23 protein-coding genes and 2 pseudogenes are annotated in these 25858 nt (G+C 56.4%); 12 read left to right on the top strand and 13 right to left on the bottom strand.

Annotated elements, in window-relative coordinates; translation table 11 throughout:
• Positions 1-129: pseudogene (locus ACR0J8_RS13665) on the top strand (IS6 family transposase); the annotation flags it as partial.
• A gap of 69 nt (positions 130-198) precedes the next feature.
• Positions 199-926: pseudogene (locus ACR0J8_RS13660) on the top strand (IS6 family transposase).
• A gap of 73 nt (positions 927-999) precedes the next feature.
• Here the strand turns inward: ACR0J8_RS13660 and ACR0J8_RS13655 are convergent.
• The gene (locus ACR0J8_RS13655) at positions 1000-1920 is read right to left on the bottom strand and encodes a LysR substrate-binding domain-containing protein (protein ID WP_480525290.1); all 921 of its coding nucleotides are present in this window, start codon (positions 1918-1920) and stop codon (positions 1000-1002) included.
• A 132-nt stretch (positions 1921-2052) separates the two neighbouring features.
• Between ACR0J8_RS13655 and ACR0J8_RS13650 the strand changes: the two genes are divergently transcribed.
• Positions 2053-3210, top strand: coding sequence for an aromatic ring-hydroxylating oxygenase subunit alpha (locus ACR0J8_RS13650; RefSeq protein ID WP_480525292.1), 1158 nt, complete (start codon positions 2053-2055; stop codon positions 3208-3210).
• Positions 3211-3217: 7 nt separating this feature from the next.
• Entirely contained in the window at positions 3218-4339 is a 1122-nt protein-coding gene (locus tag ACR0J8_RS13645) for an aromatic ring-hydroxylating oxygenase subunit alpha (protein ID WP_480890687.1), read from the top strand.
• 212 nt (positions 4340-4551) lie between these two features.
• Here the strand turns inward: ACR0J8_RS13645 and ACR0J8_RS13640 are convergent, their stop codons facing one another.
• The 5 genes from ACR0J8_RS13640 to ACR0J8_RS13620 are packed head-to-tail and all read right to left on the bottom strand — an operon-like array spanning position 4552 to position 9351.
• A complete protein-coding gene (locus tag ACR0J8_RS13640; protein ID WP_480525296.1) occupies positions 4552-6030 on the bottom strand; it encodes an aldehyde dehydrogenase in 1479 nt (492 codons plus the stop codon).
• Positions 6031-6039: 9 nt separating this feature from the next.
• Positions 6040-7074, bottom strand: coding sequence for an LLM class flavin-dependent oxidoreductase (locus ACR0J8_RS13635; RefSeq protein ID WP_480525498.1), 1035 nt, complete (start codon positions 7072-7074; stop codon positions 6040-6042).
• 3 nt (positions 7075-7077) lie between these two features.
• A complete protein-coding gene (locus ACR0J8_RS13630) occupies positions 7078-7995 on the bottom strand; it encodes a flavin reductase family protein (protein WP_480890684.1) in 918 nt (305 codons plus the stop codon).
• Entirely contained in the window at positions 7992-8780 is a 789-nt protein-coding gene (locus tag ACR0J8_RS13625) for an alpha/beta fold hydrolase (protein ID WP_480525298.1), read from the bottom strand. Before ACR0J8_RS13625 ends, ACR0J8_RS13630 begins: the two co-directional genes overlap by 4 nt.
• Entirely contained in the window at positions 8752-9351 is a 600-nt protein-coding gene (locus ACR0J8_RS13620) for an amino acid synthesis family protein (protein ID WP_480525299.1), read from the bottom strand. The genes ACR0J8_RS13625 and ACR0J8_RS13620 overlap by 29 nt, the downstream gene beginning before the upstream one ends.
• Before the next feature lie 106 nt (positions 9352-9457).
• Here ACR0J8_RS13620 and ACR0J8_RS13615 point away from each other — a divergent pair, with 106 nt between their 5' ends.
• The gene (locus ACR0J8_RS13615; RefSeq protein ID WP_480525301.1) at positions 9458-10300 is read left to right on the top strand and encodes a LysR family transcriptional regulator; all 843 of its coding nucleotides are present in this window, start codon (positions 9458-9460) and stop codon (positions 10298-10300) included.
• A 33-nt stretch (positions 10301-10333) separates the two neighbouring features.
• On the opposite strand, the gene ACR0J8_RS13610 is transcribed toward ACR0J8_RS13615, so the two are convergent.
• Positions 10334-11518 (bottom strand): M24 family metallopeptidase, encoded by a 1185-nt coding sequence (locus ACR0J8_RS13610; RefSeq protein WP_480890681.1) that lies wholly within the window; start codon positions 11516-11518, stop codon positions 10334-10336.
• Between the two features lie 192 nt (positions 11519-11710).
• Between ACR0J8_RS13610 and ACR0J8_RS13605 the strand changes: the two genes are divergently transcribed.
• The 7 genes from ACR0J8_RS13605 to ACR0J8_RS13575 all read left to right on the top strand — a co-directional run bounded on the left by ACR0J8_RS13605 (position 11711) and on the right by ACR0J8_RS13575 (position 19944).
• On the top strand, positions 11711-12856 hold the full coding sequence (locus ACR0J8_RS13605) for a M24 family metallopeptidase (RefSeq protein ID WP_480525305.1): 1146 nt from the start codon (positions 11711-11713) through the stop codon (positions 12854-12856).
• Positions 12853-13563 (top strand): maleate cis-trans isomerase family protein, encoded by a 711-nt coding sequence (locus ACR0J8_RS13600; protein ID WP_480525306.1) that lies wholly within the window; start codon positions 12853-12855, stop codon positions 13561-13563. Before ACR0J8_RS13605 ends, ACR0J8_RS13600 begins: the two co-directional genes overlap by 4 nt.
• Before the next feature lie 148 nt (positions 13564-13711).
• A complete protein-coding gene (locus ACR0J8_RS13595) occupies positions 13712-14800 on the top strand; it encodes an ABC transporter ATP-binding protein (RefSeq protein ID WP_170806700.1) in 1089 nt (362 codons plus the stop codon).
• A 103-nt stretch (positions 14801-14903) separates the two neighbouring features.
• Positions 14904-15995 carry an extracellular solute-binding protein gene (locus ACR0J8_RS13590; protein WP_321253967.1) on the top strand — a complete coding sequence of 364 codons (1092 nt, stop codon included), beginning with the start codon at positions 14904-14906 and terminating at the stop codon, positions 15993-15995.
• Positions 15996-16069: 74 nt separating this feature from the next.
• Positions 16070-17344, top strand: coding sequence for an ABC transporter permease (locus tag ACR0J8_RS13585; protein WP_170614524.1), 1275 nt, complete (start codon positions 16070-16072; stop codon positions 17342-17344).
• A 5-nt stretch (positions 17345-17349) separates the two neighbouring features.
• Positions 17350-18561, top strand: a complete 1212-nt coding sequence (locus ACR0J8_RS13580) for an ABC transporter permease (RefSeq protein WP_170614525.1) — start codon at positions 17350-17352, stop codon at positions 18559-18561.
• A gap of 162 nt (positions 18562-18723) precedes the next feature.
• Positions 18724-19944 carry an aminopeptidase P family protein gene (locus ACR0J8_RS13575; protein WP_480525308.1) on the top strand — a complete coding sequence of 407 codons (1221 nt, stop codon included), beginning with the start codon at positions 18724-18726 and terminating at the stop codon, positions 19942-19944.
• Positions 19945-20162: 218 nt separating this feature from the next.
• Here the strand turns inward: ACR0J8_RS13575 and ACR0J8_RS13570 are convergent, their stop codons facing one another.
• The 6 genes from ACR0J8_RS13570 to ACR0J8_RS13545 are packed head-to-tail and all read right to left on the bottom strand — an operon-like array spanning position 20163 to position 25779.
• The gene (locus tag ACR0J8_RS13570) at positions 20163-20939 is read right to left on the bottom strand and encodes an SDR family NAD(P)-dependent oxidoreductase (RefSeq protein ID WP_480525310.1); all 777 of its coding nucleotides are present in this window, start codon (positions 20937-20939) and stop codon (positions 20163-20165) included.
• 16 nt (positions 20940-20955) lie between these two features.
• On the bottom strand, positions 20956-21714 hold the full coding sequence (locus tag ACR0J8_RS13565) for an SDR family NAD(P)-dependent oxidoreductase (protein ID WP_480525500.1): 759 nt from the start codon (positions 21712-21714) through the stop codon (positions 20956-20958).
• A gap of 35 nt (positions 21715-21749) precedes the next feature.
• Positions 21750-22565: an ABC transporter permease gene (locus tag ACR0J8_RS13560; protein ID WP_170614528.1), complete on the bottom strand. Its 816-nt coding sequence runs from the start codon at positions 22563-22565 to the stop codon at positions 21750-21752.
• A 9-nt stretch (positions 22566-22574) separates the two neighbouring features.
• Complete coding sequence (locus ACR0J8_RS13555; protein WP_480525313.1) at positions 22575-23426, bottom strand: ABC transporter permease; 852 nt, start codon at positions 23424-23426, stop codon at positions 22575-22577.
• 27 nt (positions 23427-23453) lie between these two features.
• Positions 23454-24617, bottom strand: coding sequence for an ABC transporter substrate-binding protein (locus ACR0J8_RS13550; RefSeq protein WP_480525315.1), 1164 nt, complete (start codon positions 24615-24617; stop codon positions 23454-23456).
• A gap of 31 nt (positions 24618-24648) precedes the next feature.
• The gene (locus ACR0J8_RS13545) at positions 24649-25779 is read right to left on the bottom strand and encodes an ABC transporter ATP-binding protein (RefSeq protein ID WP_480525316.1); all 1131 of its coding nucleotides are present in this window, start codon (positions 25777-25779) and stop codon (positions 24649-24651) included.
• Between the last annotated feature and the right edge of the window lie 79 nt (positions 25780-25858).

Raw genomic sequence — 25858 nt, 5'->3', positions numbered from 1 at the left:
AAATTCGCTTCCGTCTATTCCTCCGTATACAACCACTTCAACCAGGAAAGATCGCTAACCAGCCGAGACACCTTCAAGCTGACCCGCGCCGCCGCTCTCGCCGAGTGGCGTCAACTTTGTTCCGGATAGGTTCACGGTTTCCGCGGCAAACTGAGACTGGTTCGAATTCGTCTGACAGCACCCTCGTGGCCTTCGCGCATGAAAAAACGATCGCCCTTCAAGTATTTCAAGACCAGTCCAAAGGTCACTTGTCTGGCAGTCATGCCGAACGTTTGGTTGCCATTGTGGCTTCGAAATGTGGAAGACATATTGCACGAACGGGGAGTTGAGGTGAGCCTCGAAACCGTCCGCTATTGGTGGAACAATTTCGGCCCGATGTTTACTTCCGAGATCAGACAAAAGCGAGTCCAGCAACTGAGCGCTTCCTCGAAATGGAAGTGGCGCGTGGATGAGGTTCTTGCGAAGGTGAACGGCAAGAAACACTACCTCTGACGGGCCGTAGATCATGAGGGTGAAGTGTTGCAATCAGTCGTCACCAAACGCCGAAACAGGCAGACGGCATTGAAGTTCCTAAATAAATTGAAGAAGTGGCATGGTAAAGCGGAAAAGGTTGTCACGGATCGCTTCGTATCGAAACGGGCAGCTCTCAGAGTGCTTGGAGCTACCGAAAAACAGCAGGCAGGCAGGTGACTTAAAAACCGCGTCGAGAATTCGCACCTCCCGTTTTGACGACGCGATCGCGCCATGCAAGGTTTCAGGCGCATGCGAAGTTTACAGAAATTCTTCCCCGTCCATTCTTCGTCTACACCCACTTCAACCAGGAAAGATCGCTAGCCAGAAGAGGTACCTTCAAGCTGACACTGGTTCGAATTTGGCTGACGGCACCTGGCGAAGTTCAATTCTGCTCCGCCTTTGACGTTAGTTGACACGATAATAGCCAACTCTTCATTCACCGAGCCAAACGGCATAGCAGCTAGTTGCTGGCTTGCAACACTTTTCTCATTCAGTTTGGTCCTCAGAACGGCCACCAAAGTGCTCACTCGCAAGTGCCTGAAAACCCCTGATGAACTTGCTCTGAAGATCTCTGTGATAAGCAAGTACAACGTTTAGAGGGCGCAGGGTTTCGACCAACTGCAGCGCTTTTATCGTGCCTCCGCTATATGTCGTCGTCGACTCGGGCAGCATTATCAAAAACGAAAATCCGAACTCCTCAGCTACGGCGCTGCGCACGGTTTCAAGAGAATTCGACGCATAGGCTATGTCTGGATAAAGAGCCGCCTCTCTCAGCAAATCTTCGAAATAGGTCCGGCTGCCAGGCCCGTCGAACATGACATATGGAATATCGCGCAAGTCAGATAATCGAACCTCTTCATTTTGTGCCAGCGGATGGTTTGAAGAAATAATGACTTTCGGCTGCAAAGCGGCCAGTCTGACGATCTCCAGCCCATCCAGTGACCAGCCCCTGTCGTATGTCAGAGCCAGATCAATCTCTCCGTTTCGCAGCGCATCACCAAGTTCAGCCAGACCATACTCTTGTTGAAACACCCGGACATCCGGATAGGTGCGTTGAAATTTTCGAATGAGCGTCGGAAGGAAAAAGGGTGAAAGGGTCCGAAATGCGCCCAGCCGAAGTTCGCCCGCCGTTTCCGAAAGCAGTGCCTTTGCCTGAGTGCCGACACGTTCAGCCTGCGCTTCAAGTTCCTTGACATGTTCCAGAAACAGGCGCCCCTGAAGCGTGAGCGACAAGCCCCGGGCATGGTGGCGATTGAACAGGACCAAGCCAGTGACATCTTCAAGCTTTTTTATCGCCTGCGCGACCGAAGGCTGCGAAATGTTCAACACACGCGCGGCCTGTGCAATGCCGCCGTATTCGGCGACGGTTCGAAAATAGGTGCATTGGCGCAAAGTGAAGCGAACCATATTTTACCTTCTTAAAGGCCATCTTTTTTAAGTTTTTATATTTTTCAGTTCGAGTGCAACATGAAATCGTCCGAGGATGACAGGTTGTCTTAGCCTGCAAATCGGGGTCACCGCATGATTGAGGAGCCACCTATGTCGTTAGACCAGGCAGTTACTGAATTGTTGAATGCCGCTCATCGGCCGATGGAAGACGCGGTTGCCATGCCTCCTTCTGTCTACACAAGTCAGGATTTCCTGCGCAGTGAGTTGGACAATGTTTTTGGCAAGGACTGGGTCTGCGTTGGACGTTCCAGCCGATTGGCAAATCCGGGTGACTACATCGCCCTTGAAGTCGCGGAACAACCCATCGTCGTGCTTCGGGACAAGTCCGAAGAGCTGAAAGCGTTTTCGAATGTTTGTTTGCACCGCATGTCGACGATCGTGGAAGGCGAAGGAAACGCCCGCGTGCTCGTCTGCCCGTATCATGCCTGGACCTACGATCTGGAAGGCAACCTGCGCGGCGCACCGTTCATGAAAGAGACGACGGGTTTTTGCAAGGAAAGCTACAAGCTCCCCAAAATCCGCTGCGAGGAATGGCTGGGCTGGATTTACGTGACCCTGAACCCGGATTCAGCCTCGGTGGCCCAGCAACTGTCTGAACTGGAAGAGATGGTGTCCCAGTACGGCATGGAGAACTATGTAGAATGCTTCCGCGAGACCCATGTCTGGGACACGAACTGGAAGGTTCTGGCAGAAAACTTCATGGAGAGCTACCACCTGCCTGTGTGTCACGCCCAGACAGTTGGGGGCCATTCAAAACTGGAGGAGATGGATTGTCCGCCGGGGCTGAAGCACTTCAATTATCACTGGATCACCAAAGAGGCGTCGCTGCCAATGGGCAACGCCCATCCGAACAACACGCGCCTTGAGGGCGATTGGCGCAAGACCACCGCTCTGCTGACGCTTTATCCAAGTCACCTGATCACTCTGACGCCGGGCTACTTCTGGTATCTTTCGCTGCACCCAAAAGGTACGGGTCAGGTCTCGATTGTCTATGGCGGCGGTTTGTCACCCGAATTCATGGCGGACCCGAAGGCGGATGAATACATCGCGACACTGAAGAAGCTGCTGGATGACGTGAATGACGAAGACCGCGGCTGTACGGAAAAAGTGTTCAAAGGTCTGAATTCCGGCGCGGCGCGGGCCGGACATCTCTCTTACCTCGAACGACCGATTTACGACTTCACGCAGTATCTGGCCGAGAAGACGGCCGGGTTCAACCGCGTCTTCGGACAGGAGGCCGCGCAGTAAAATGCAAATGGTTCGAAAGCAGCGGGTCGCCGAGATGGTGGGAATGCTCCATCAGGTCGCGGCCATGCCAGAGTCGCAAGCGCAGTGCTTGCCCGGATGGTTTTACACGGATCCCGAGTTCTTTGATTTCGAGGTGAGAACATTCCTGAGCAAGGAGTGGCATTGCCTTGGCCGTGCCGACGAAATCCCAAGTGCCGGGGACTACTTTACAGCGCAGCTTTTCGACGAACCCCTACTGGTCGTTCGCGGGGATGACGAGCAAGTCAGAATCTTGTCGAACCTGTGCCGCCATCGGGGCATGCCGATTGCCGAAGGGTCTGGTTCAACCCGTAAGTTTGTCTGCAGCTACCATGCCTGGAGCTATGCGCGAGACGGTGAGCTTTTGAACGCGCCGCGCATGCGAGACAAAGGCGTCAAAAAGGGCAGTTGCGCCTTACCGGAATTTCGCTGTGAGCAGTGGAACGGCTTTATCTATGTCAATCTGGACGATGATGCAGAGCCGCTGGCGCCGCGACTTGAGCAACTGGAAGTTTTGCTTGGCAACTACCAGACCGACAGGATGCGCCATGTTGCAACGTTTGAAGAAGACTGGCACACGAACTGGAAGTGCCTTGTCGAGAATTTCATGGAAGCGTACCACCTGTCGGTCGTGCATCCGGAAACGTTGCATCCCTACACGCCGACGGGTTTAAGCCGAAAGGCCTTATCCGACGACACGTTCACGGCTTATTGTGCCAACTACCCATCAAGCGCCGAATCCCGTGGCATGGGCGCGCTAGGGCTGAGCGATGACGAACGCCGCCGCTCAACCTTGTTCAATGTATTCCCCGCTCAGGTGGCCAGCCAGGCCGCGACGTTGCTAGTTTCTTTATCCATCAAACCTTTGTCCGTGGATTGCATCCGGGTGCGATGGACGATGTCGACCTATGGCGACGAGCTGACCCAGGACGAGTTGGACGAACGCATCAAGCTGTGGCACGAGGTAAACCGCGAGGACCGCGAGAAGCTGGAGAAAATGCAATCGGCGCTCAGTTCGCGCCACGCGCCGTCCGGCCACCTCGCGCCAAGCGACTATGAAGGAACGATATGGGACTTTTATCGTTACCTTTCGCGACAATTCCCTGCATGAACAGGATGATGGCAAACAAATAACGGGATCGACCAATTTGGACCGGTCCCGTTCCGGCCAGAGCCCCTGTCTATTAATCGGAGCCGAGCTGCCTCAACGCCGGTCCCAAGATCGTTCGGCTTCGCGTCATATCAAACGGCCCTCTGAGTACTCGGTGCGAAGGAAAAGCAAAAAGACGGATCCTTTCGACCAAAACCTGAAGCAGGGTCTGATCAGCGCATGACAAATGGGTTCGACATTGGCTGGTCTGACGTATTCAGCCAGACAGTTTTGGTCCGGGTATAGTCGTGAATAGCCTCGACGCCCGCCTCCCTGCCATAACCGGATTGATTATAGCCACCGAAGGGCGCGATTGGGGACACGGCGCGGTAGGTGTTGATCCAGCAGATTCCCGATTTCAATCGCGATGACACACGATGGGCACGGGCGACATTTTCGGTGAAAACGCCGGACCCAAGCCCATACTGCGAGTCGTTGGCCAGTGCGATGGCTTCATCTTCCGTTTCGAAAGGCAACAGAGACATCACGGGTCCGAACATTTCGACCTTCAGGGTCTCTGTCTCAGCACTTGTGCATTCAACCAGTGTCGGGGCCATGTAGTTTCCTGGCCGGTCCAGTGGTGTACCACCAAAACGGATGCGCGCGCCTTGTTCTGTGGCCTTTGCCAAAGTCGCCTGAATTCTGGCAATCTGGGCGTCGGTACAAAGCGGGCCGATATGGGTGGCTTGTTCCAAAGGATCCCCGATAACGACCCCCTTTATCTTCTCTTCGATCTTTTTGACCAGGGCATCCAGCACCGGACGATGTATCAGCCCGCGTGACCCAGCCACGCAGCTTTGGCCTGAGGCACCAAAGTTACCTGCAATCAGGCCGTTTGCAGCGCCATCCAGGTTGGCATCATCAAAAACTATGATCGGAGATTTACCGCCCAACTCTAATGTGGTTACCGCAAAGTTTTCAGCCGAGTTGCGCACCACGTGACGTGCTGTCTGCGGTCCGCCAGTGAACGCGATCCGGTCGACCTCGGGATGCCGGGTGAGGGGGATCGAACAATTCTCGGCATCGCCTGTAATGACGGACACAACACCGGACGGAAAGCCCGCTTCATCGATCAGCCGCGCAAACTCCAGCATCGGAGCGGGTGCAATTTCTGATGCTTTCAGCACGACAGAACAACCCGCCGCAAGAGCCGGTCCAAGCTTGGTTGCGGTCAGGAACATCTGTGCATTCCAGGGCACGATCGCGACCACCACGCCAATAGGTTCGCGCCTGGTAAAGACATGCATATCCGGTTTGTCGATCGGCAGGACCGCACCTTCGATCTTGTCTGCGAGCCCTGCATAGTATCGATAATAATCACCGACATAGGCTGTCTGGCTTGCGGTTTCGGCCAGTAGTTTTCCGCTGTCCTTTGTCTCGAGCTCGCCCAGGAGCTTGGCGTTCTGTTCGATCAGGTCCGCAAGCCTGAACAGGAGTTTGCCGCGTGCGGTTTGCGTCATGTCGCGCCACGCTGGGTCATCAAGGGACCGGCGCGCCGCAGAAATGGCGCGGTCCACGTCATCTTTAGAAGCGCAGGCGAAACTGGACCATTCTTCGCCCGTTGCGGGGTTTTGCGAACTCATCACCTGTCCGCGCGAACCTTCGGTCCATTCGCCGTCAATATAGAGCTGAAAGTGTGGTTTCTGGTTCATGATCGAGCCTCATTGAAACTTGGGCATTACGTCGTCAATGAAACGCGCCAGCGATGCGCGCTTGCGCTCGAAGCTCATGCCGCTGTCGATCCAGTACGAATACTCATCATAGCCAAGGTCTTCATAGCGTTTCAGACGATCCGTGACCCCATCCGCGGTACCGACGGTCAGATCACGAGCCAGGTTTTCCGGGGCCATCATAGCATTGGCCGCCATCTCTTCGTCCGTCAATTCCTGGATCAAGCCCTGTTGGACTGGCCGCTTGTTTTGGAACCAGGCCCCGAAGTAATTGTAGAAGCGGGATAAATCCTTTGCGGCCTGACCCAAGTCAGCATCATCGCGGCCAACATAGGTGTGGTGCAACAGCATGATTTTGGGGCGCGGGCCTTCGTAATTTGCGCAGGCGTCTTCAAAGCGACCCATCAGCGTTTCTATTTCCTCCATGCCCTGCCACAGCGGCGTAACCTGGATATTAAAGCCATTCTGTACGCCGAATTCATGGCTGTTTGGATCCCGCGCCGCGATCCAGATGGGCGGTCCGCCCGGTTGTAGGGGCTTGGGGGCCGAGGTGGTGGCCGGGAATTGAAAGAACACTCCGTCATGCGCGCAGTCACCGTCCCAAAGCTTGGGCAGCAGTGGGGCGATTTCGCGCATACGCTGACCGGCTTCCCACGCATCCATGCCGGGCATCATCCGTTCATACTCGTAGGAATAGGCGCCGCGCGCGATGCCCAGCTCGATACGGCCGCCCGTCATAAGGTCGGCCGCTGCCGCTTCGCCTGCCAGCTTGATCGGATGCCAGAATGGCGCAATCACTGTGCCGGTGCCAAGCCGCACGTTTTTGGTGTGGTGTGCAATATCCACCAGTGACATCAGCGGGTTGGGCGCGATGGTGAAGTCCATGCCATGGTGCTCGCCAGTCCAGACAGCGCGCATTCCGGCCTCATCGGCCATCTTGCACAGATCAATGAACTCTTCATACAGCTTCTCATGGGGCTGATCGGGGCTCAGCCGCTCCATGTGTGCAAATAGAGAAAACTCCATCATTCAGGTCCTTTCCGAGAGGCTGTGCGTGTCGCCCTGTTGCGCGCTGCCCAGATAAAGCGAGAAGTCGCGGGTTCGGCTTTCCAGTGCATAACGAGACATCATGGTGGCGATTGGAGGCGTCGCGAAAGAAAGGGTCGCCAAATCCTTGATTGCGACCGCCTCGAGATTGCCGTGCCGCGGAAGTTCCGCCGCATTGGCAAGTATGTAGACATGGTGCGTCGTGGCATCGTCATAGACCGAGTAGGCAACGCCCAGACGCGCGTCTATTCCACGATTGTGCAGGTCTTGCCGAAGGCCGTCTCGCAATTGGCTCCGGTCTGAAAGCGTGACCTGGGGCGGTCTGAAACCAGCATCGGTTTTCTCCAGCAACACATGCCCTTGATGTTCGATGATTGCGCCGCAGACGACCTTTTGCCCTGTGGGTTCAAGCGCACCGCGTTCCAGGCCGAGACTGAAATACCGTCCGTTCGCAAAGCCAAGCGCTGGGGTTTCGTTGTTGGAATACGCCTCGACCTGCCCGATCAAAACGCAATGGTCGCCTGCCTCGACCACCTGATGGGTCCGGCAGGAGAACGTCGCGACCGCGCCGTCAATCAGTGGAATGCCGCGCGTGTCGAGGGTGTGGCCAGCTTTGGCAAATCGATCACCTTTGAAGCCGGCGAATGTGTTGGACACTTCTTCTTGCCCCTCGGCCAGAATGTTCACTGCAAAATGGTCGCAGGCTGAGAACTCGTTGTATGAAGACAGGCTTTTGCCGGGGCAGACCAAGATTAGCGGCGGGTCAAGCGAAACCGATGTGAAGGAATTTGCCGTGAAGCCCACGGCAGCGCCAGAGGCATTTCGTGTGGTAACGACTGTCACGCCGGTCATGAAGCTGCCAAAAGCGCGCCGGAGGTCACGGGGGTCGAGTTTGGTCATGGTTGCACCTCGCTCAGAAAGCTGAAAATGGCGGCGTTGACCTGAATTGCATGTGTCATCGGCATCATATGTGCCGCCCCGTCAATGACCTGCGCCCGCCCGTTCGGAGTGGCATCTGCCATGTTGCGGGACATTTCGGGGGTGGAGTTCGGCTCCAGACTGCCGGTCAGAAAAAGCGCGGGGCAAGCGAGATTCTCCAACTCGTCGCGCCGCGGACTTTGGCTTTGGGCAAAAACCGTATAGGCCAACTTGTAGGCTGCTGGATCCATGGCCATCAGCCACTCACGACAGGCATCGCGTTCAGGTGAGGCGGCATCGCCGAACCACCGGCGCAACGTGCCCGTCGGATCGGCACGTGATTCGCCGTCCAGTTCCGAGGCCCGATCCTGTACCGCCTGCGCTGCTTTTGCACTGCGTTCAAAAATGGCGTTCAAAGCCACGACACCACGGACCTGATCCGGTGCTTTGGCGGCAAGTTCCAGCGCGATCATGGCGCCCATCGAGTGGCCCACTAAAACGACCGGCCCTTTCAGACAACCCAGAACATTCAATGCCGCATTGATGTAGTCCGACAGCTCGCCGCCTGAATCACCAAGCGGGCTTTCTCCGTGACCGGGCATATCCGGAGCGGTCAGGCGGTTCGCTGAGGCCAATGCGTCCAACTGAGCGCCCCAGGCTTCAGCCCGCAGGCCAACGCCATGCAGCAACAGAACGTCCGGTCCTGAGCCAGCTTGAATTGCGGCCAGCCCGCCGACCTCAGACCGCGGCCGGGTTGTCCACGTCATGGCCCAAGTCCTTAAGGTCCTGATAGCGGTCGCCGATGCGGTGATGCGGTCTGCCCGAGGTTGCCGCGCCCAGTACAACGACAATCTCGTCGTCGCGCGGCGCGTCCGGGATCGAGAATTGAATGGTCAGGTAGTGAGAACGCCGACCGGCATCGTTCTTGTCCATCAATGGCACCATGATCGGCGCATTCGCCGGGCCACGTGTGTTTGTAAACGCCAGATAGGATTTAGCGGCAACCGCCTGCCGGTAATGATTGCCGAACCGCAGAGTATGAATAAGGCCCGAAGCATGCTCGACCTCGCCATTCAGCCCGACGACGGCTGCCTTGCCATAAGCTTCGATTGCGTCACCACTCCCGGCCAATGCAATCATGCGGTCTGTCATCATCTTGCCAAGAACGGGGCCATAGGCCTGAATTTCAGGTTTAAGGTCTTCGACGTACCGACCGGCCCATGGATTGGTGACTATTGCGGCCACGGCAAACATGCGCCACGGGGCTTCCACGGGGCGAAACCCTTCGACAAGAACCTCCTCGTCGTAGGTTACAATCTTGCGTATCTCTGGCTGCATCTTAACCCTCCTGTCGCGCTGGCAGAAGTTAGAAATGGCCGTGGATTTTGACAAATGATTGAATTATGTGCTTTCACATTAAAAAGACTAATGGCCAGCTTGACCAATGGGAAAATCACTTCCGCCTCTGACCTGGTTCCGATCCTTTGAGGCTGCGGCTCGCACCCTGAGCTTTACGGCGGCGGCGGAAGAAATCGGGCTGACGCAATCGGCAGTTAGTCAGCAGGTAAAATCTCTTGAGATGCGATTGGGGACCGCACTTTTTGTCCGGCATCCGCGCAGTCTGGCCCTGACAGATGCCGGGCGAAAACTGTTGCCCGAAGTTGGCAGCGCGCTTGAAGTCCTGGCCGCTGCCGCCGGAAGGGCCGATGCCAGCGCACCAGGCGATGTTTTGACGGTGGCGACATCTGTCAGCATTGCACAATGGGTCATCGCCCCGCATCTTTCGGACTTCGCCAAGCGCCATCCCGAAATTAGCGTGCGGCTGTTAAGTGCAATCTGGCCTGACGATTTTCACGCGTCCCAGGCTGACGTTCAGGTCCGGTTTGGGTCAGAAAAACAAGTGGGGCAGGGGTCCGAGCGCTTAAGGCCGGACGGCCTGGTCGCGTTCAAGGCGCCGACACTTGCCGGAGACCCGTTTGACCTTCCCCTGATTGAGGCAGTCGGTACGTCAAGCGGTTGGAATACATGGTTCGAAAAGCAGGACGTGCGGCGTCAGCCATCCGTTTTTGTCGATACATTCGGCATGGCGCTTCAACTGGCCGTTCATGGCAGCGGGGTCGCTCTGGTCAGCGAATTGCTGGCGAAACACGCGATTGCGTCCGGTCTGGTCGAACGTGCGCATAGCTGCTCTGTCGAATGCAACGAAGGGTATTACCTTTCCGCCGATACCTCCAATCCCGCAGCCGTGTTGTTTCATGACTGGTTGCTTGAACAGATTTGCGATTGATCAGGCATCGACACTTAATAGCCCGTGCCGTTTTCAGGGTTTCACGAACATTTTTCGTGGTCGTTGGCACAAACACTCTGCAGGCCCGCTTTCCCTGATCAGGATCGACTCGGTAATCGCAAGACCCCAATCATCCATCCAAAGTCCCGGCATAAAATGAAACGTCATGCCAGCTTCGAGGATCGTATTGTCTTCGTCCCGCAGCGAAATCGTGCGTTCACCCCAATCCGGAGGATAGCTGAGGCCGATGGGATAGCCGCAGCGAGCACCGCGTTCGATCCCGGCGCGTTCGAGCGGTGCGGCCAGCGCCTTGGCGATATCACTTGCACGATTGCCGGGCCTTGCGGCCTCCAGACCCGCTTCCAGCCCTTCAACCAAAGCTTCCTCGGCTCTTTTGAGGTGATCAGGTGGCTGACCCAGAAATACCGATCGACAGAAAGGCGCGTGATAGCGGCGATAGCACCCTGAAAGCTCAAAGAACGTGCATTCACCCGACTTGAAAACATCACCATTCCAAGTCAGATGCGGCGCGGCGGCGTCGGACCCTGACGGCAGAAGTGGCACGATGGCGGCGTAGTCCCCCCAATCATCACCTACGCCCGTTATCGCATCATGGTATATCTGCGCGACCAGTTCATTCTTTCGCAACCCGGGTTCAACGCGTTCAAGGACGCCGTCAGTAACAAACTCCGATATTCGGGCCGCCTTGCGCATCAGGGTGATTTCTTCGTCGGATTTCACGGCTCGTTGCCAGTTTACCAAAGCCGTTGCATCAATCACTGTTGCCTCAGGCAATTCAGACGTCAGCGCAATATGGGCTTTGGCCGAGTAGTAGTAGTTGTCCAGTTCCACCCCAATTCGGCTAGCGCCATGCCCGCATCTGACAATCAGTTGCGCCAAATCCTGCATCGGATGCCGTGTGGTCGACTGCACGAAATGATCCGCGTATCCGAAAACCCGATCGTCCGCCATCCACACTGTGCGTAGCGCGCCGTTTGTGTCCTGACGGCGTCCCCACCAGATCGGGTCCGCGTCAAGAAAGATCAGGGCGCCCTGGTGAACGTAAAAAGACCAACCCTCGTACCCGGTGAGCCACCCGATGTTCGATGGGTCTTCGACAAACAGGCAGTCTATTCCCTTTGCAACCATCGCCTCTCGGGTCTTGGCAAGACGGCGATCATACTCGGCCTGACTGAAGGCTGGATCGGAATGGGTCATAGGCGTCTCCAGTTAGCAACAGACTTTGGTTGACAGAACCCTACTGATCGGCTCACGTCAACGAACCAAAATTGGGGGGGGCATGAAGACCGATATCAATCCACACCGATTAGACCGAAGAACTGCGCCAACTGTGCCGTATCGTTCCAACGTTTCGGCCTGCATGTGGGGCGCCAGCACTGAGGTCGCCGAATGAGGGGGTTCGAGCCAACAGAATTCGCGAATCGTACCAAACGCGCGCAGGCGTTGATGGATGACGCAGGATTGTCCGCGCTGTTGCTTACCACGGAAACTGACGTGCGGTACTTTACCGGATACCTGACCAGGTTCTGGGAAAGCCCGACCCGCCCCTGGTTCCTGATCTTGCCTGCAGCCGGTAAACCTGTCGCCGTTATCCCCTCAATCGGTGCTTCGCTGATGGGGCAGACCTGGATTGATGATATCCGAACGTGGAGTTCACCCGACCTGCAGGACGACGGCATTTCGCTTCTGGCCGATACCCTGATGGAGTTGACGCCAGCCGACGGTCGTATCGGAATGCCCGATGGTCACGAGACCCACGCGCGTATGCCCATGTCGGATATTGAACGTCTGCGTATCAGTCTTGGCTCGCGCCGTGTCACAGGAGACCACGGTATTTTACGCCAACTGCGCACGGTCAAATCCGAGGCAGAGATCACCAAAATCGAAACCGCATGCGGCATAGCCGGTCGGGCATTCGCTCGAGTTCCCGAGATTGCCCGGGTCGGCGTGCCTTTGGATGAGGTTTTTCGTCGTTTCCAGATACTCTGTCTGGAGGAAGGTGCCGACTGGGTGCCGTATCTCGCTGGTGGGGCAGAGCAGGGCGGTTACTCCGACGTGATTTCGCCTGCCTCTTCGTCGCCTTTGGCGATTGGCGATGTACTGATGCTTGACACCGGCCTGGTCTGGGACGGGTATTTCAGCGACTTCGACCGCAACTGGTCTGTGGGCCCTGCAAGTCCGGACGTGAAATCTGCCTACGCCAGGTTGATTGAAGCGTCGGACGCCGCGTTCGAAATCGCGCGACCCGGTGCGACCGCGGCGGACTTGTTTCATGCCATGAATACGGTGCTGACCAAGGACTCTGAAGGCACGGATGCAGGGCGACTGGGGCACGGGTTGGGGATGTCGCTGACCGAATGGCCGTCTCTTATCCCGATGGACCAAACCGTTCTTGAACCTGGTATGGTGCTGACGTTGGAGCCGGGTATTGCGGTTGGTGACAAAATTTTGGTTCACGAAGAAAACATCGTTGTAACAGCCGACGCCCCGCAGTTTATCAGCCCGCGCATCGGGCCGGAGATGATCGAACTATGACCCACGTTCCCTACACACTTGACGAAGACGACCCGCAGGCTTCGCCGCTTGGGTTGATTGTTCTGCAAGTCGACGAAACGATTGAGCCGGAATTCAGTGCGTATTTCTCAGACCGGAAGAACCCGCTTTACATAACGCGAATACCCAGTGGAATCGAGGTAACAACCGAAAGCCTCGCGGAAATGGAGAAAGCCCTGCCGGCGGCGGCGAGGTTGTTGCCAGGCGCGCGACCTTTTCGGGTGGTTGGATATGGCTGCACGTCGGCCAGTTCGGTCATTGGATCAGAGCGTGTGGCAGAGCTTGTAAAGCAGGCGTGCAATACAGACGAAGTGACAAATCCATTGCGTGCCGCCACGGCCTGCGCTGCGGACCTGGGTGTTTCGAAATTCGCGCTGCTTTCTCCTTACATCGAGGAGGTCAACGCACCGCTGCGAAACGCTTTCTCGGAAAACGGAATAACCATGGATGTATTTGGAACCTTCGGGCAGGCCGAAGAGGCAAAGGTTGCGCGGATTTCGGTCCAATCCGTGGTTGAAGCCGCAACTGAACTGGGATCTGATCCGTCGGTTGAAGCCGTCTTCCTTAGCTGCACGAACCTTCGCACCCTTGAAGCTATCCCCGAGATTCGTGAGCGGATCGGCAAGCCGGTTCTTTCGAGTAATCAAAGCCTTGCATGGCATATGCGTCGCCTCAACGGTGTTCGCTGAGCGGTAAAGTTAAATTCAAAATGCGGAAATGCGCTATATATTGTTGCCAAGTGCCTACTGCATGGTCTTAACTGCTGCTTACAGATCAATGAAATCCGAAACTCTCGGATAATCATTTGACGAAACAGGGGGTCTTGTGACCGGTACAATGAACGACGCCGCGTTTGTCGAATTCCAACGCGTTCAGAAGTCTTATGATGGCGAGAACCTCGTCGTTAAAGATCTAAATCTTGCGATGCCCAAGGGTGAGTTTCTGACAATGCTCGGGCCGTCAGGTTCGGGTAAGACGACATGTCTTATGATGCTCGCAGGGTTTGAAACCGCCACCCACGGTGAAATCCTGCTTGATGGCAAGCCCATCAACAATATTCCACCGCACAAGCGCGGAATCGGTATGGTTTTCCAGAACTATGCTCTGTTTCCGCACATGACAGTGGCCGAAAATCTTTCGTTCCCGTTGGAGGTCCGCAAACTGGGCAAGTCCGAGCGTGAGGAAAAGGTTCAGCGCGCTTTGGACATGGTCCAGATGGGCCATTTTGGAGGTCGACGTCCGGCTCAGTTGTCCGGTGGCCAACAACAGCGGATCGCGTTGGCGCGCGCCCTGGTTTTCGAACCCGAACTGGTTTTGATGGACGAACCCCTGGGCGCATTGGACAAACAGCTGCGTGAGCATATGCAGTTCGAAATCACGCGCCTTGCGCATGAACTGGGAATCACCACGGTCTACGTTACCCACGACCAGACCGAGGCCCTGACCATGTCCGATCGTGTTGCCGTGTTTGACGATGGCCGCATTCAGCAGCTTGCGCCGCCTGATCAGCTATACGAAGAACCGGAAAACAGCTTTGTTGCGCAATTCATCGGGGAAAACAACACCTTGGAAGGTGTCGTTAAATCGATTGGTGGTGGCACATGTGTTGTCCAACTGGATGATGGCTCTGAAATCGACGCGGTTCCGATCAATGTTCACAAACCGGGTGAACGGACCAAGGTGTCGATCCGGCCTGAGCGGGTAGAATTCAACAAGAATCGCCTGCACGCGGATGCGCATACGCTGAAGGCAACCGTCGAAGAGTTCATTTATATGGGCGACGTTTTCCGGTTCCGGATGTCCGTCGCAGGGAACGATGACTTCATCGTCAAAACCCGGAACGCACCAGACGCAATCCGCCTGTCCCCGGGGCAGGAGATCGAGATTGGTTGGCTGGCTCAGGATTGTCGTGCGCTCGACGCATAGACCAAGTCGCGCGGAACAAGCGCGACCTCACTGAGGGACTGGCTGGTGAATACCCGTGCATCAGCCGACCACACACATAAACGGGAAGAACTGGGAGTTATACATGAAAACAACCAAAACATTGTTGACAGCAGCGGCACTCGGGGTGGTTGCTGGCGGTGCCTTCGCACAGGAAATGACCATCGTTTCCTGGGGCGGGGCCTATTCCAAGTCGCAGCTGAAGGCCTATCACGAGCCCTATTCCGAGAAGACCGGGGTGACCATCCTGAACGATGACAGCTCGAACGAAGCTGTGGCCAAGCTGCGTGCGATGAACGAAGCGGGCAACATCACCTGGGATGTGGTTGACGTGGTCGCTGCGGATGCAATTCGTCTGTGCGATGAAGGGCTTGCGCTTGAAATCGACTTTGACACCCAACTCGCTCCGGCCCCCGATGGCACACCGGCCTCCGAGGATTTCGGCGACCTGCTGGTCAGCGACTGCTTTATCCCGCAGATCGTCTACTCCACCACCTTCGGTTACCGCACCGATCTGGTAGGCGATACGCCACCGACCGACATCTGCGCCGTGTTCGATCTGGAAACCTATCCCGGCAAGCGTTCGCTGGAAAAACGCCCGATCAACAATATGGAATGGGCGCTGCTTTGTGATGGCGTGGCCAAGGATGACGTCTATGACGTTTTGGCCACTGCCGAGGGTCAGGATCAAGCGTTGGCCAAGCTGGACACTATCAAAGACAGCGTTGTCTGGTGGTCCGCCGGTGCGGACACTCCGCAGCTGCTGGCCGATGGCGAAGTTGTCATGGGTTCGACCTATAACGGCCGTTTGTTCAGCGTGATCGAAGAGCAGAAGCAGCCCGTCGCCATGCTTTGGGACGCGCAGGTGTTCGATCTTGACGGATGGATCATCCCGGCCGGCCTGAGCGAAGAGCGTCAGCAGCGCGCGCTGGACTACATCATGTTCGCGACCGATACGCAGCGTCTGGCGGATCAGGCCAAGTACATCTCGTACGGCCCGGCACGCGCTTCGTCGGCTCCGCTGGTTGGTCAGCACGCCGATCTGGGTATCGACATGGCACCGCACATGCCGACTGATCCGGAGAACGCCAAGAACACGTTCCTTTACAACTACGAGTTCTGGGCTGACTACCGCGACGATATCGACGCCAAATTCCAGGCGTGGCTGGCGCAATAAGCAGCCGTTGAATTGGTGACACTGTCAGGGGCGGGTTTCACCGCCCCTGACCCAGAAAAAGCCAAGGGACAACAATGACTGACGCAACCCAAAACGCGGGCCCCATGCTGGCCGCTGATGGAACACCGCTTAAGCAGTCGCTGGCGCGTTCGCTACGACGGCAAAAGCTCAGGGCGTTGATGTTGGTTGCGCCTCTTCTTCTGTTTGTCCTGTTTTCATTCCTTGTTCCCATTGCGTCGATGCTGTTCCGGTCAGTGGAAAACAGCATCGTGTCCGACACTCTTCCATTGACCGTTGAGGCCCTGAACAACTGGGACGAACAATCAGGAGAGTTGCCGGGCGAGGATGTGTATGACGCATTCGTGCGCGACATGATTGTTGCGATTGACAACAAAGAGCACACAAAGCTCGGCACGCGTTTGAACTATGAAGAGACAGGTATGTCCTCGATGTTCCGCAAATCCGGGCGTCAGATCAAAAAGCTGGATCCTGAAACGGACGGGCCGTTCAAGGAGAAGTTGATCGAGATCCACGATGGCTGGGGGGATCCGCAAACCTGGCGGGTGATGAAAACCCATTCACCGACGATCACCAACGGGTACTTCCTGAATGCCGTCGATATGCGCAGAACGCCGGAAGGGGCGCAGGCCCAACCCGAAGACAAGCAGATCCTCATCAAGCTTTTCGGACGCACGTTGTTCATGTCGCTCGTCATAACAGGTGCCTGTATCTTGCTTGCGTACCCTGTCAGCTATCTGTTGGCGACGCTTCCGATGCGGGTGTCGAACCTGTTGATGATCCTGGTGCTGCTGCCATTCTGGACATCCCTTCTGGTTCGGACATCTGCCTGGAAAGTCATGTTGCAACAACAGGGGGTCATAAACGATACGCTTGTTTGGTTGGGGCTGGTAGCGGACGACTCTCGACTGATCATCATCAACAACCAGATTGGTACGATCGTCGCGATGACGCATATCCTGCTGCCGTTCATGATCCTGCCAATGTATTCAGTGATGCAAACCATTCCGGCCACTTACACACGCGCGGCCAAATCCATGGGTGCGACGAACTGGACCACTTTCTGGCGTATCTACTTCCCGCAATCCATTCCGGGGATCGGCGCCGGGTCGATCCTCGTGTTCATTCTGGCGATCGGTTACTACATCACGCCCGAGATCGTGGGCGGAACCAAAGGCGTCTTTATTTCGAACCGGATCGCCTATCACATCTCATCCTCATTGAACTGGGGGCTTGCCGCGGCCTTGGGTACGATCCTTCTGGGGGTCGTGCTGCTGCTCTACTGGGTCTACGACAAGATCGTGGGCATCGATAACGTGAAGTTGGGATAATCAAGATGGCTGCACTGACACCGATATCCCGCAAACCCATGTCCATGGTTCTGCCCAGTGTCGCACTGGCAGGGGCTTTTGCCGGCATCTTTGTCGGCGCAGGAAATGGCTCGGTTTTTCTTGGAATTCTGGGCGGAGCTGTCCTGATTACGGGGCTGGCCTGGGTCTACATAAATCTTGTTAAGAATGAAAAACTCGCACGGTGGATCAACATCGTCGGATTCGGCGTCATAGGGTTTTTGGTGGCCGGCCTGATGGGCGGCGTGTTGGGTTTACTCGGCGGCTGGTTTTTCGTCTGGTTTATCTACTGGCTGTATGAGGGGCGCTATCGGCGCAAGCTGTTGCCGTACCTGACAGCGCAACAGGTGTTTTATCACTATTTGTTTCGCGTGATCTGTGGTGCGATCTTCGTCTTCCTGATCACGCCGATTCTTGTGGTGCTGCCGCTGTCGTTCAACGCGCAGGACTTCTTCACCTTTACGCCCGAGATGCTGCGGCTGGACCCGGAAGGCTATTCGCTCAAGCACTATCGGGACTTCTTCACCAACAACGAATGGCAGCGCAGCTTCAAGAACTCGCTCATTATTGCGCCGATTGCGACAGTTATTTCGGTGTCGCTGGGAACTCTGGCCGCCATTGGTCTTAGCCAGTCCCACGTTCCCGGGCGCCGCGCGATCATGGGAATTCTGATTTCGCCGATGATTGTCCCGCTGATCATCTCGGCGACGGGCATGTTCTTTTTCTACAGCGATATCGGACGGTTCCTTGAAGGCACGCTGGGCATGAACAAGAACTTCGTGGGCTATCTGAAAGTGATTTTGGCCCACGCCGTGCTGGGTATTCCCTTTGTGATCATCACCGTGACGGCGACTCTGGTCGGTTTTGACCGGTCTCTGACACGGGCTGCGGCCAATATGGGCGCGGGGCCGGTGCGGACCTTCTTCAAGATCCAGATGCCGCTGATCCTGCCCGGCGTCATCTCGGGTGGTCTGTTTGCCTTCATCACGTCATTCGACGAAGTGGTCGTGGTGCTGTTTGTCGGTTCCGCCAGCCAGAAGACCTTGCCGTGGCAGATGTTCACCGGCCTGCGTGAGCAGATCAGCCCGACCATTCTGGCGGTTGCGACAATCCTGGTGGTCTTGTCGATTGCCCTGTTGACCACGGTCGAACTGTTGCGGCGCCGTTCCGAACGGTTGCGGGGTCTTTCGCCCGCTTGACGTAGCAAACAGTCTGATCTATCGATTCACCTGTTCATCTCCGCCGCGATGGCGTCGCGGCGTCTAAGGAGGTGATCGGCTCTCGGACCCCGAGACCGCCTGTCCTGAACGCCGGGACATGTGGCCGGGGATTGCACACCCGGCAAGGATGAGAGACCAAAGATGACTGACATTTCAAACCGCCCCGAGTTCTTCACTTGCCACAATGGTGACAAGGCCCCGTTGCCGTTCAGCAAGGCCGAGTATGACCGCCGTCTTGGCAAGCTGCGCGCGATCATGGCCAAGCGGGATATCCCCGTCGTGCTGCTGACGTCGATGCAGAACATCGCCTACTACTCGGGCTTTCTGTATTGTTCCTTCGGTCGCCCGTATGGCTGCGTTGTGACCCAAGACAACTGCACCACCGTGTCCGCCAATATCGATGCGGGGCAACCGTGGCGCCGGTCGGTTGAAGACAACGTGATCTACACCGACTGGAAGCGCGACAACTACTGGCGTGCCGTTGCAAGTCTGATCGGAAACGCCAAGCGGGTCGGGATCGAAAGCGACCACATGACCATTGCGGCGCGTGAAACTGCCCTGCGCATACTGGGTGCCCCCGAGTTGGTCGATGTCGCGCCCGATACGATGGCGGCACGTATGGTCAAATCCGCAGAGGAAATTGAGCTGATCAAGGGCGGCGCGCGCACTGCGGATGTTGGCGGTGCAGCCATTCACGCGGCCATCCGCGAAGGCGTAACCGAGATCGAAGTGGCAATGGCGGGTCGAGACGCGATGGAAGAGGAAATCGCGCGTGCCTATCCGGATGCCGAATACCGCGACACCTGGGTTTGGTTCCAGTCCGGTCTGAACACCGATGGCGCACATAACCCGGTGACAAAACGCGCGCTGCAAAAGGGCGATATCCTGTCCCTGAACACCTTCCCGATGATCTCGGGCTATTATACCGCACTGGAACGGACCCTGTTTCTGGGCGAGCCGGATGCCGACAGCCTGCGCCTTTGGAAGGCAAACGTGGCAGCGCACGAACTTGGCCTCAGCCTGATCAAGCCGGGTGCCACCTGTTCTGGCATCACTGCCGAGATCAACCGGTTCTTTGCCGACGAAGGCCTGCTTCAGTATCGCTCCTTCGGCTATGGCCACTCATTCGGCGTTCTGAGCCATTACTATGGTCGTGAGGCCGGTCTCGAATTGCGTGAGGACATCGACACTGTGCTGGAACCCGGCATGGTCGTATCGATCGAGCCGATGCTGTGGATTCCCGAAGGCCAGCCCGGTGCGGGCGGTTACCGGGAACACGATATTCTGGTGGTGGGTGAAGACGGGGCCGAAAACATCACCGGTTTCCCATACGGACCGGGTCACAACATTATCGGTGCCTGATGATCAAGGGGGTGGAGCTTTTGCTCCACCCTTTTTGGGATGCGCGCCGAGCAGGCAAACATCGGCAACAATAGTGTTCCGGTTTTCGACGTATGGAGATTTCCCGAAAGTCGAAATTCCAACGAAAGGTGGAGTTAGTCGGCCAGACGCGAGCGGGTCGGCCGTCCTTCGGGGAATGCCAAGCCTTCGGAAATCAGTTTCCACCCGCTCTCCAGTCTTCAACCCTTCGCGTGCCAGCCGTTGTCGACATAGGTGGCTGTTCCATTGACGAAACTCGCATCATCCGAGGCGAGGAAAACCACGGTTCTGGCCACTTCTTCAGGGTAGCAAATGCGCCCTTGCGTCGCGGCCATGCCGCTGTCCTCCCATTCCTGGCCTGCGGCGTCCAGTTCAGAAATTTCCTTTAGCCCATGCGCTGTTTCAACAAATCCGGGACAGATCGCGTTGCAGCGTATTCCGGCGTCCCGATACTCGGTCGAGATCGTGCGGGACAGCTGCAGGACGGCGGCTTTGGACATGCAGTAGACGGACTCCAACGCGTACCCCAACTCGGCAGCGATCGACGAGGTGATAACGATCGAACCACCGCCGTTCTCGGCCATCTCCTTCACCGCGCGTCTGCAAACAAGAAAAGCAGATTTCACGTTCAGGTCCATCAGCCAATCATATTCTTCTTCCGATGTCTCATGCAGGGATTTCACGATGATCGAGCCTGCATGATTGAACAGCACATCGTATGCCCCGAACTCTGCGACGCAGGCATCAAATGCGTTGTCGATATCACGGGCGCTGGTGACGTCGCAGTGAAAGAACTTAGCTTTGCCGCCCTGATCACGGATCATCTGAACTGTTTTCCGACCCTCGTCATCGTTGATATCGAAGATCGAAACAGTTGCGCCTTCTTGCGCGAACAACAGGGCCGTTGCACGCCCCATCCCTGTTGCTCCGCCGGTGATGACAGCCGTCTTTCCTTCCAGTCTTGACCGGTGAACCATCAATCCCTCCCTTTTGTCAGATACACTCACCCCCGTCGATCACCAACGCGTGGCCCGTCATGAAGGTGGACATGTCAGAGGCCAAAAACACGACGGCATCGGCGATTTCATCGGCCTGCGCCCAACGCCCCATGGGAATGCTGTTCGCGATATAGCTTTCCAGAGCCGCCCGCCCGCCCATCTGGGTTTCAAAGCCAGCGTTAAATGGTGTGTCGACCCAACCGGGGCACAGCGCATTGAACCTGATATTGTCCTTGGCATAGTCCGCAGCCATCTGGCGCACCATCGCCACAACTGCGTGCTTCGTGGTCGCATAGGCAATCATTTCGCGGTCGTACTGAACCCCAGAATTGGAAGAAGTGATGATGACGCTGCCGCCGCCCTGAGTACGCATCTGCCCGACCACCGCCCGTGCCGCAATGAAATGCGCCCTTACGTTTAACCTCCAGCTTTCATCCATGCCTTCGGGGCTGACCTGTTCCAACGTGCCCTCGACCTGAATACCTGCGTGCGAATGCAGTATGTCCAGTCGGCCTAGTTTTTCGATTGTCGTCCGGAGTGCGCCAACAACAGCGCTGTCATCCGTCATGTCCAGCGCAATGCTGTCGGCACTGCCGCCATTTTCCATGATTTTTTGGGCGGTCGCTTCGGCCAGTTCACCGACAAGATCGGTTACGACAACGTGCGCTCCACACTCAGCCATCGAAATGGCACTGGCCCTTCCGATGCCTGATCCTGCCCCGCTCACAAAGGCAATGCGACCGTCGAGAGAGATTTTTTCAGAACGTGTCTTCATGAGCTTAGCGGCTGTCATTTCTTCTTGTCTCCCCTCCGCAGAAGGACCTGGGCTGTGATCAATAGGACCAATGACGCGGCCAGAACCATTGTGCCTATGGCGTTGATCTCTGGCGTGACACCGCGGCGGATTGACGAAAAAACGTAAATTGGAAGCGTTGTCTCGGACCCTGCGACAAAGAATGCGATGATGAAGTCGTCAAAGCTGAAGGTAAAACTCAGAAGGAATCCGGCCAGTATCGCAGGAAAGATCAATGGCAAAGTGACCTGTCTAAACGTGCCAAATGGCGTCGCATAGAGGTCCGACGACGCCTCGGTCAGGGTGGCGTCCATGCCGGAAAGTCTTGCGCGAACAATGATCACGACCAGTGCCATCGTGAACATGGTGTGCGCTGCAATGAGAGAGCCCATACCCATGTTGAGCTTTGGGGGTTCAGCCCCTTCCGGCCAGAGCGCTGCAATACCCGGGTTCACGAAGTTGAACACAGTGACAAGTGCGATCAGGGTCGCAATTCCGATGACGATGCCGGGGATCATGATGGCCACGTAGATCAAACCGTCGAAGGCCGTGCGCATCGGCCCGCGGATACCCTGCAGACCCACAGCCGCCATTGTTCCGAACAAAGAGGCCAGAGTGGCCGATACAAGTGCCACGATAAGGCTGGTTTCCAACGCATCCATAACGAACGGGTTGTTCAGCGCCTTGCCGTACCATTGTGTGGACAAACCCTGCAGCTGGCTGGCATGGCGTCCGGCATTAAAACTGAACAGCGCTATGACCCCGATCGGGATATAGAGAAACAAATAAACGCACAGAGCATACAGTCGCATCTTATCCCCCTACATCAACGATACGTCTTCGCGCTGGGTTCCCAGTCGCGAGATCAGGCGCATGTAGATCGTGACCGAGATCAACATGATGAACACCAGCGTTGCCGCCACCGCCGACCCATAAGCCCAGTTGCGCGATTGCAAGAACAGATCGACCAGCGCGTTGCCAACAAAGAACACTTTGCCTCCGCCCAGCAGCGCCGGGATCAGGAATTCCCCCATCAGGAGGATAAACACGAGCAGACAGCCCGTGGCCACGCCGGGCACCGACAAGGGCAAAGTCACTTGCAGGAAGGTTCGCACAGGTGTGGCACCAAGGTCTGAAGAGGCTTCGAGCAGACGTTTGTCCAACCGATCAAGGCTGACGAAGATCGGAAACACCATCAGCGGAAGGTAGCCATAGATGATGCCAATCAGGACCGCGAAAGGTGTATTGATAAGACGTGGCTTTGCGAACCCGATAAAGTCGATCAGTTCTGGAATTCCGCGACCGCCCAGCAGGAATATCCACGCATAGCTGCGGATCAGGATCGAGGTCCAGAACGGAACGATCACCAGAACCAGCAGGATGGTTTTCCATTTAGGATCAGCCCTGACGGCCAGAAAATACGCCAGCGGATAGGCTATGAACAAGGCGGCAATGGTGCCGACCGGGGCCAGCACCATCGTGTTTTTGAACGCCGTCCAACGTGCCGGAAGGTTGGCGTATTGTTCCAGCGTGAAAGCCGGCACATAGCCGCCAGCCGGGCCGCGTTCCCCAAAGCTGAAGATAAGAACGACCGTCAACGGCAGCACAAGCATCACCAGGAACCAGGTCCCGGCCGGGGCCAGCAAGAGCCAATTGCGCGTTCTCGCATTCATGTCGTTCTTATCTCCGGTTTGCGGACTTTAGGCAGATTTGAACCGCGCCATAAGTTCAGCGCGGTTCGGGTCGGTCAGCGTTACCGCCGCACCGAATTCAAGCGCGTCCAGAAGTTCCTGCGCCGGATACAGGATCGGGTCGTTCTGCAACTCCTCCGGCAACATCGCGATCGATTTCGCATCTGCTGTCGGGTAGCCGTGCGCCAGCACCTCTTTGACGTTCACGGCGGGATCCAGCAGGTAGTTGATCAGCGCATAGGCTGCATCCATGTGGGGTGCCCCTTTCGGAATGGCGTAGTAATCGCTCCACAACTCGCCGCCTTCCTTGCCGAGGATGTACATGATCTCGGGCATGTCGGTGTTCAGCTGTTTGCCGTCACCAGACCAGGCCATCGCCAGTGTTGCGTCTCCGCTGCGCATGGACGGCTGAATGTCTGATGAAATTGCAAACAGGTGCGGCTTTGCGTCAATGAGCAGTTTCTCGGCGTCGGCCAGTTCCTTCTTGTCGACCGAGTTGAAGGAATAGCCAAAGTACTTCAGCGCGTTCCCGATCGTTGTTAGCTGATAGTCATGTACGATTGTACCGCCAGACAGATCTCCCATCGTCAAATCAAAGAATTCTTTCCAGCTCGACGGCGTGGGCGCACCGTTGAGTTGGCTGGTATTGGCGACAAAACCGGTAGAGCCCCAGTTTTTGGGCACGGCGTAGAGCTTGCCATCGACCGAGCCGGCCTCGGCATAACGCGGGTCATAGGCGGACGCGTCGTAGTTCGGCAGCCGCGATGTATCAAGCGGTTCGATCAGGTCTTCACTGACATAGGTGGTGATGGTGTAGTTGGTCGGGACGTACACGTCCCAGCCGGTTGCCCCGGCCTGAAGCTTGGCCAACATCTCTTCGTTCGACCCAAAGACGTTGACCTGAACATTGGCACCGGTCGCTTCGGCAAAGGCGTCGAAATTGGCGGTGTCGTGGTAGTTCGGCCAGGTGGCGAGAACCACGCGATCCCCAATATCGCCGGATGCCCATGCGGGACCTGGCCGAAGACCCGGCATGGCCGAGCCAAGCACAGCCGTCGCCGCCCCCAGACCCGTCACACCGAGAAAGTGCCGGCGTGTGACCGAACCGCGCTTGTAGCGGTACAGCTCTTCCATGAATTTCTGCTTAGAGATGTGATCCGGTGTTTTTGTCATGAGTTTTCCCCTGTTGGCTGGATCCGTTAGGTTAGTCTCCGGAAAGGATGAGCGCTCCGCTGGCGTTCCAGGACGCAAAGAGCGGCTCATCCACTTTGAACGATCCCTCGTTCAATTCTGACTGGCGTGGCGACAACACCAGGAACTCTCCCAGTGTGTCATGCCTGACCAGGTATTCTGTATGTTCCCCCAGAAAGATGCGATTGAGGATTGTGACCGCAAGGTCGGTTTCCGCCTTTGATGTCCTGCTGAGATGGATTTGTTCGGGCCGAACGCTCAGGCCGACGGCTTCTCCCACATTCAGATTGAACGGGTTCTGTCCCGTGACGGTTTGCCCGGTAACTAGCTGCACATCGGCATTTTGGTTACTTGTTTCAGTGATCGAACCGTTGAAAATGTTGGTCGTGCCAACAAAACCAGCCACATATCGGTTTGCTGGCCGGTCATACAGGTCCTGTGGGCTGCCAACCTGTTCGATCCGGCCGTCGCGCATGATGCAGATCCTGTCACTCATCGACAGCGCTTCTTCCTGATCGTGGGTTACTAGGACAAAGGTAATGCCCAGACGGCGCTGGATGTTTTGCAGTTCGATCTGCATTTCTTTGCGCAATTTCCTGTCCAGCGCGGCCAGCGGTTCATCAAGCAGCAGCAGCTTGGGTTCGTTCACGATTGCCCGGGCAAGTGCTACGCGTTGTTGCTGTCCACCGGACATCTCCCAAATTCGGCGCGCTTCGTACCCTTCGAGCCGAACAATTTCCAATGCCTTGCTGACCTTTTGCGCGATCGTCGCTTTGGGCAGCTTCGGGCGCCGCTGTTTCAGACCGTATCCAATATTCTGTGCAACGGTCAGGTGCGGGAACAGTGCGTAATGCTGAAACACCATGTTGACCGGACGCAGATGGGCATCAAGCGAGTTCACCACCTCTCCGTCCAGCAAAACATCGCCTTCCGACGGGCTCTCAAAACCTGCCAGCATTCTAAGCGCCGTTGTCTTGCCGCACCCGGACGGACCTAGAAACGACAGAAACTCTCCTTCTGCGATTTTCAGGTTTAGATCATTGGCCGCCAACACGTCCCCAAACCTTTTGGACACGCCGCGAAGCTCGGCGATTGTGCTTCCTGTCGATCTGTCCGATTGTTGGGTATATTCACCGTTTGGCATTTTTTCGGGACATATCCTCATTTTTGAAATACCACTTGTTTCAGGTAAACGGTAAAAAGTTTGTCGATTCTTGTATATA

It is taken from the genome of Ruegeria sp. N11 (assembly GCF_056531525.1).
Note: the sequence above shows the minus strand (reverse complement) of the source record. Positions and strands in the feature narration are given on the sequence as shown.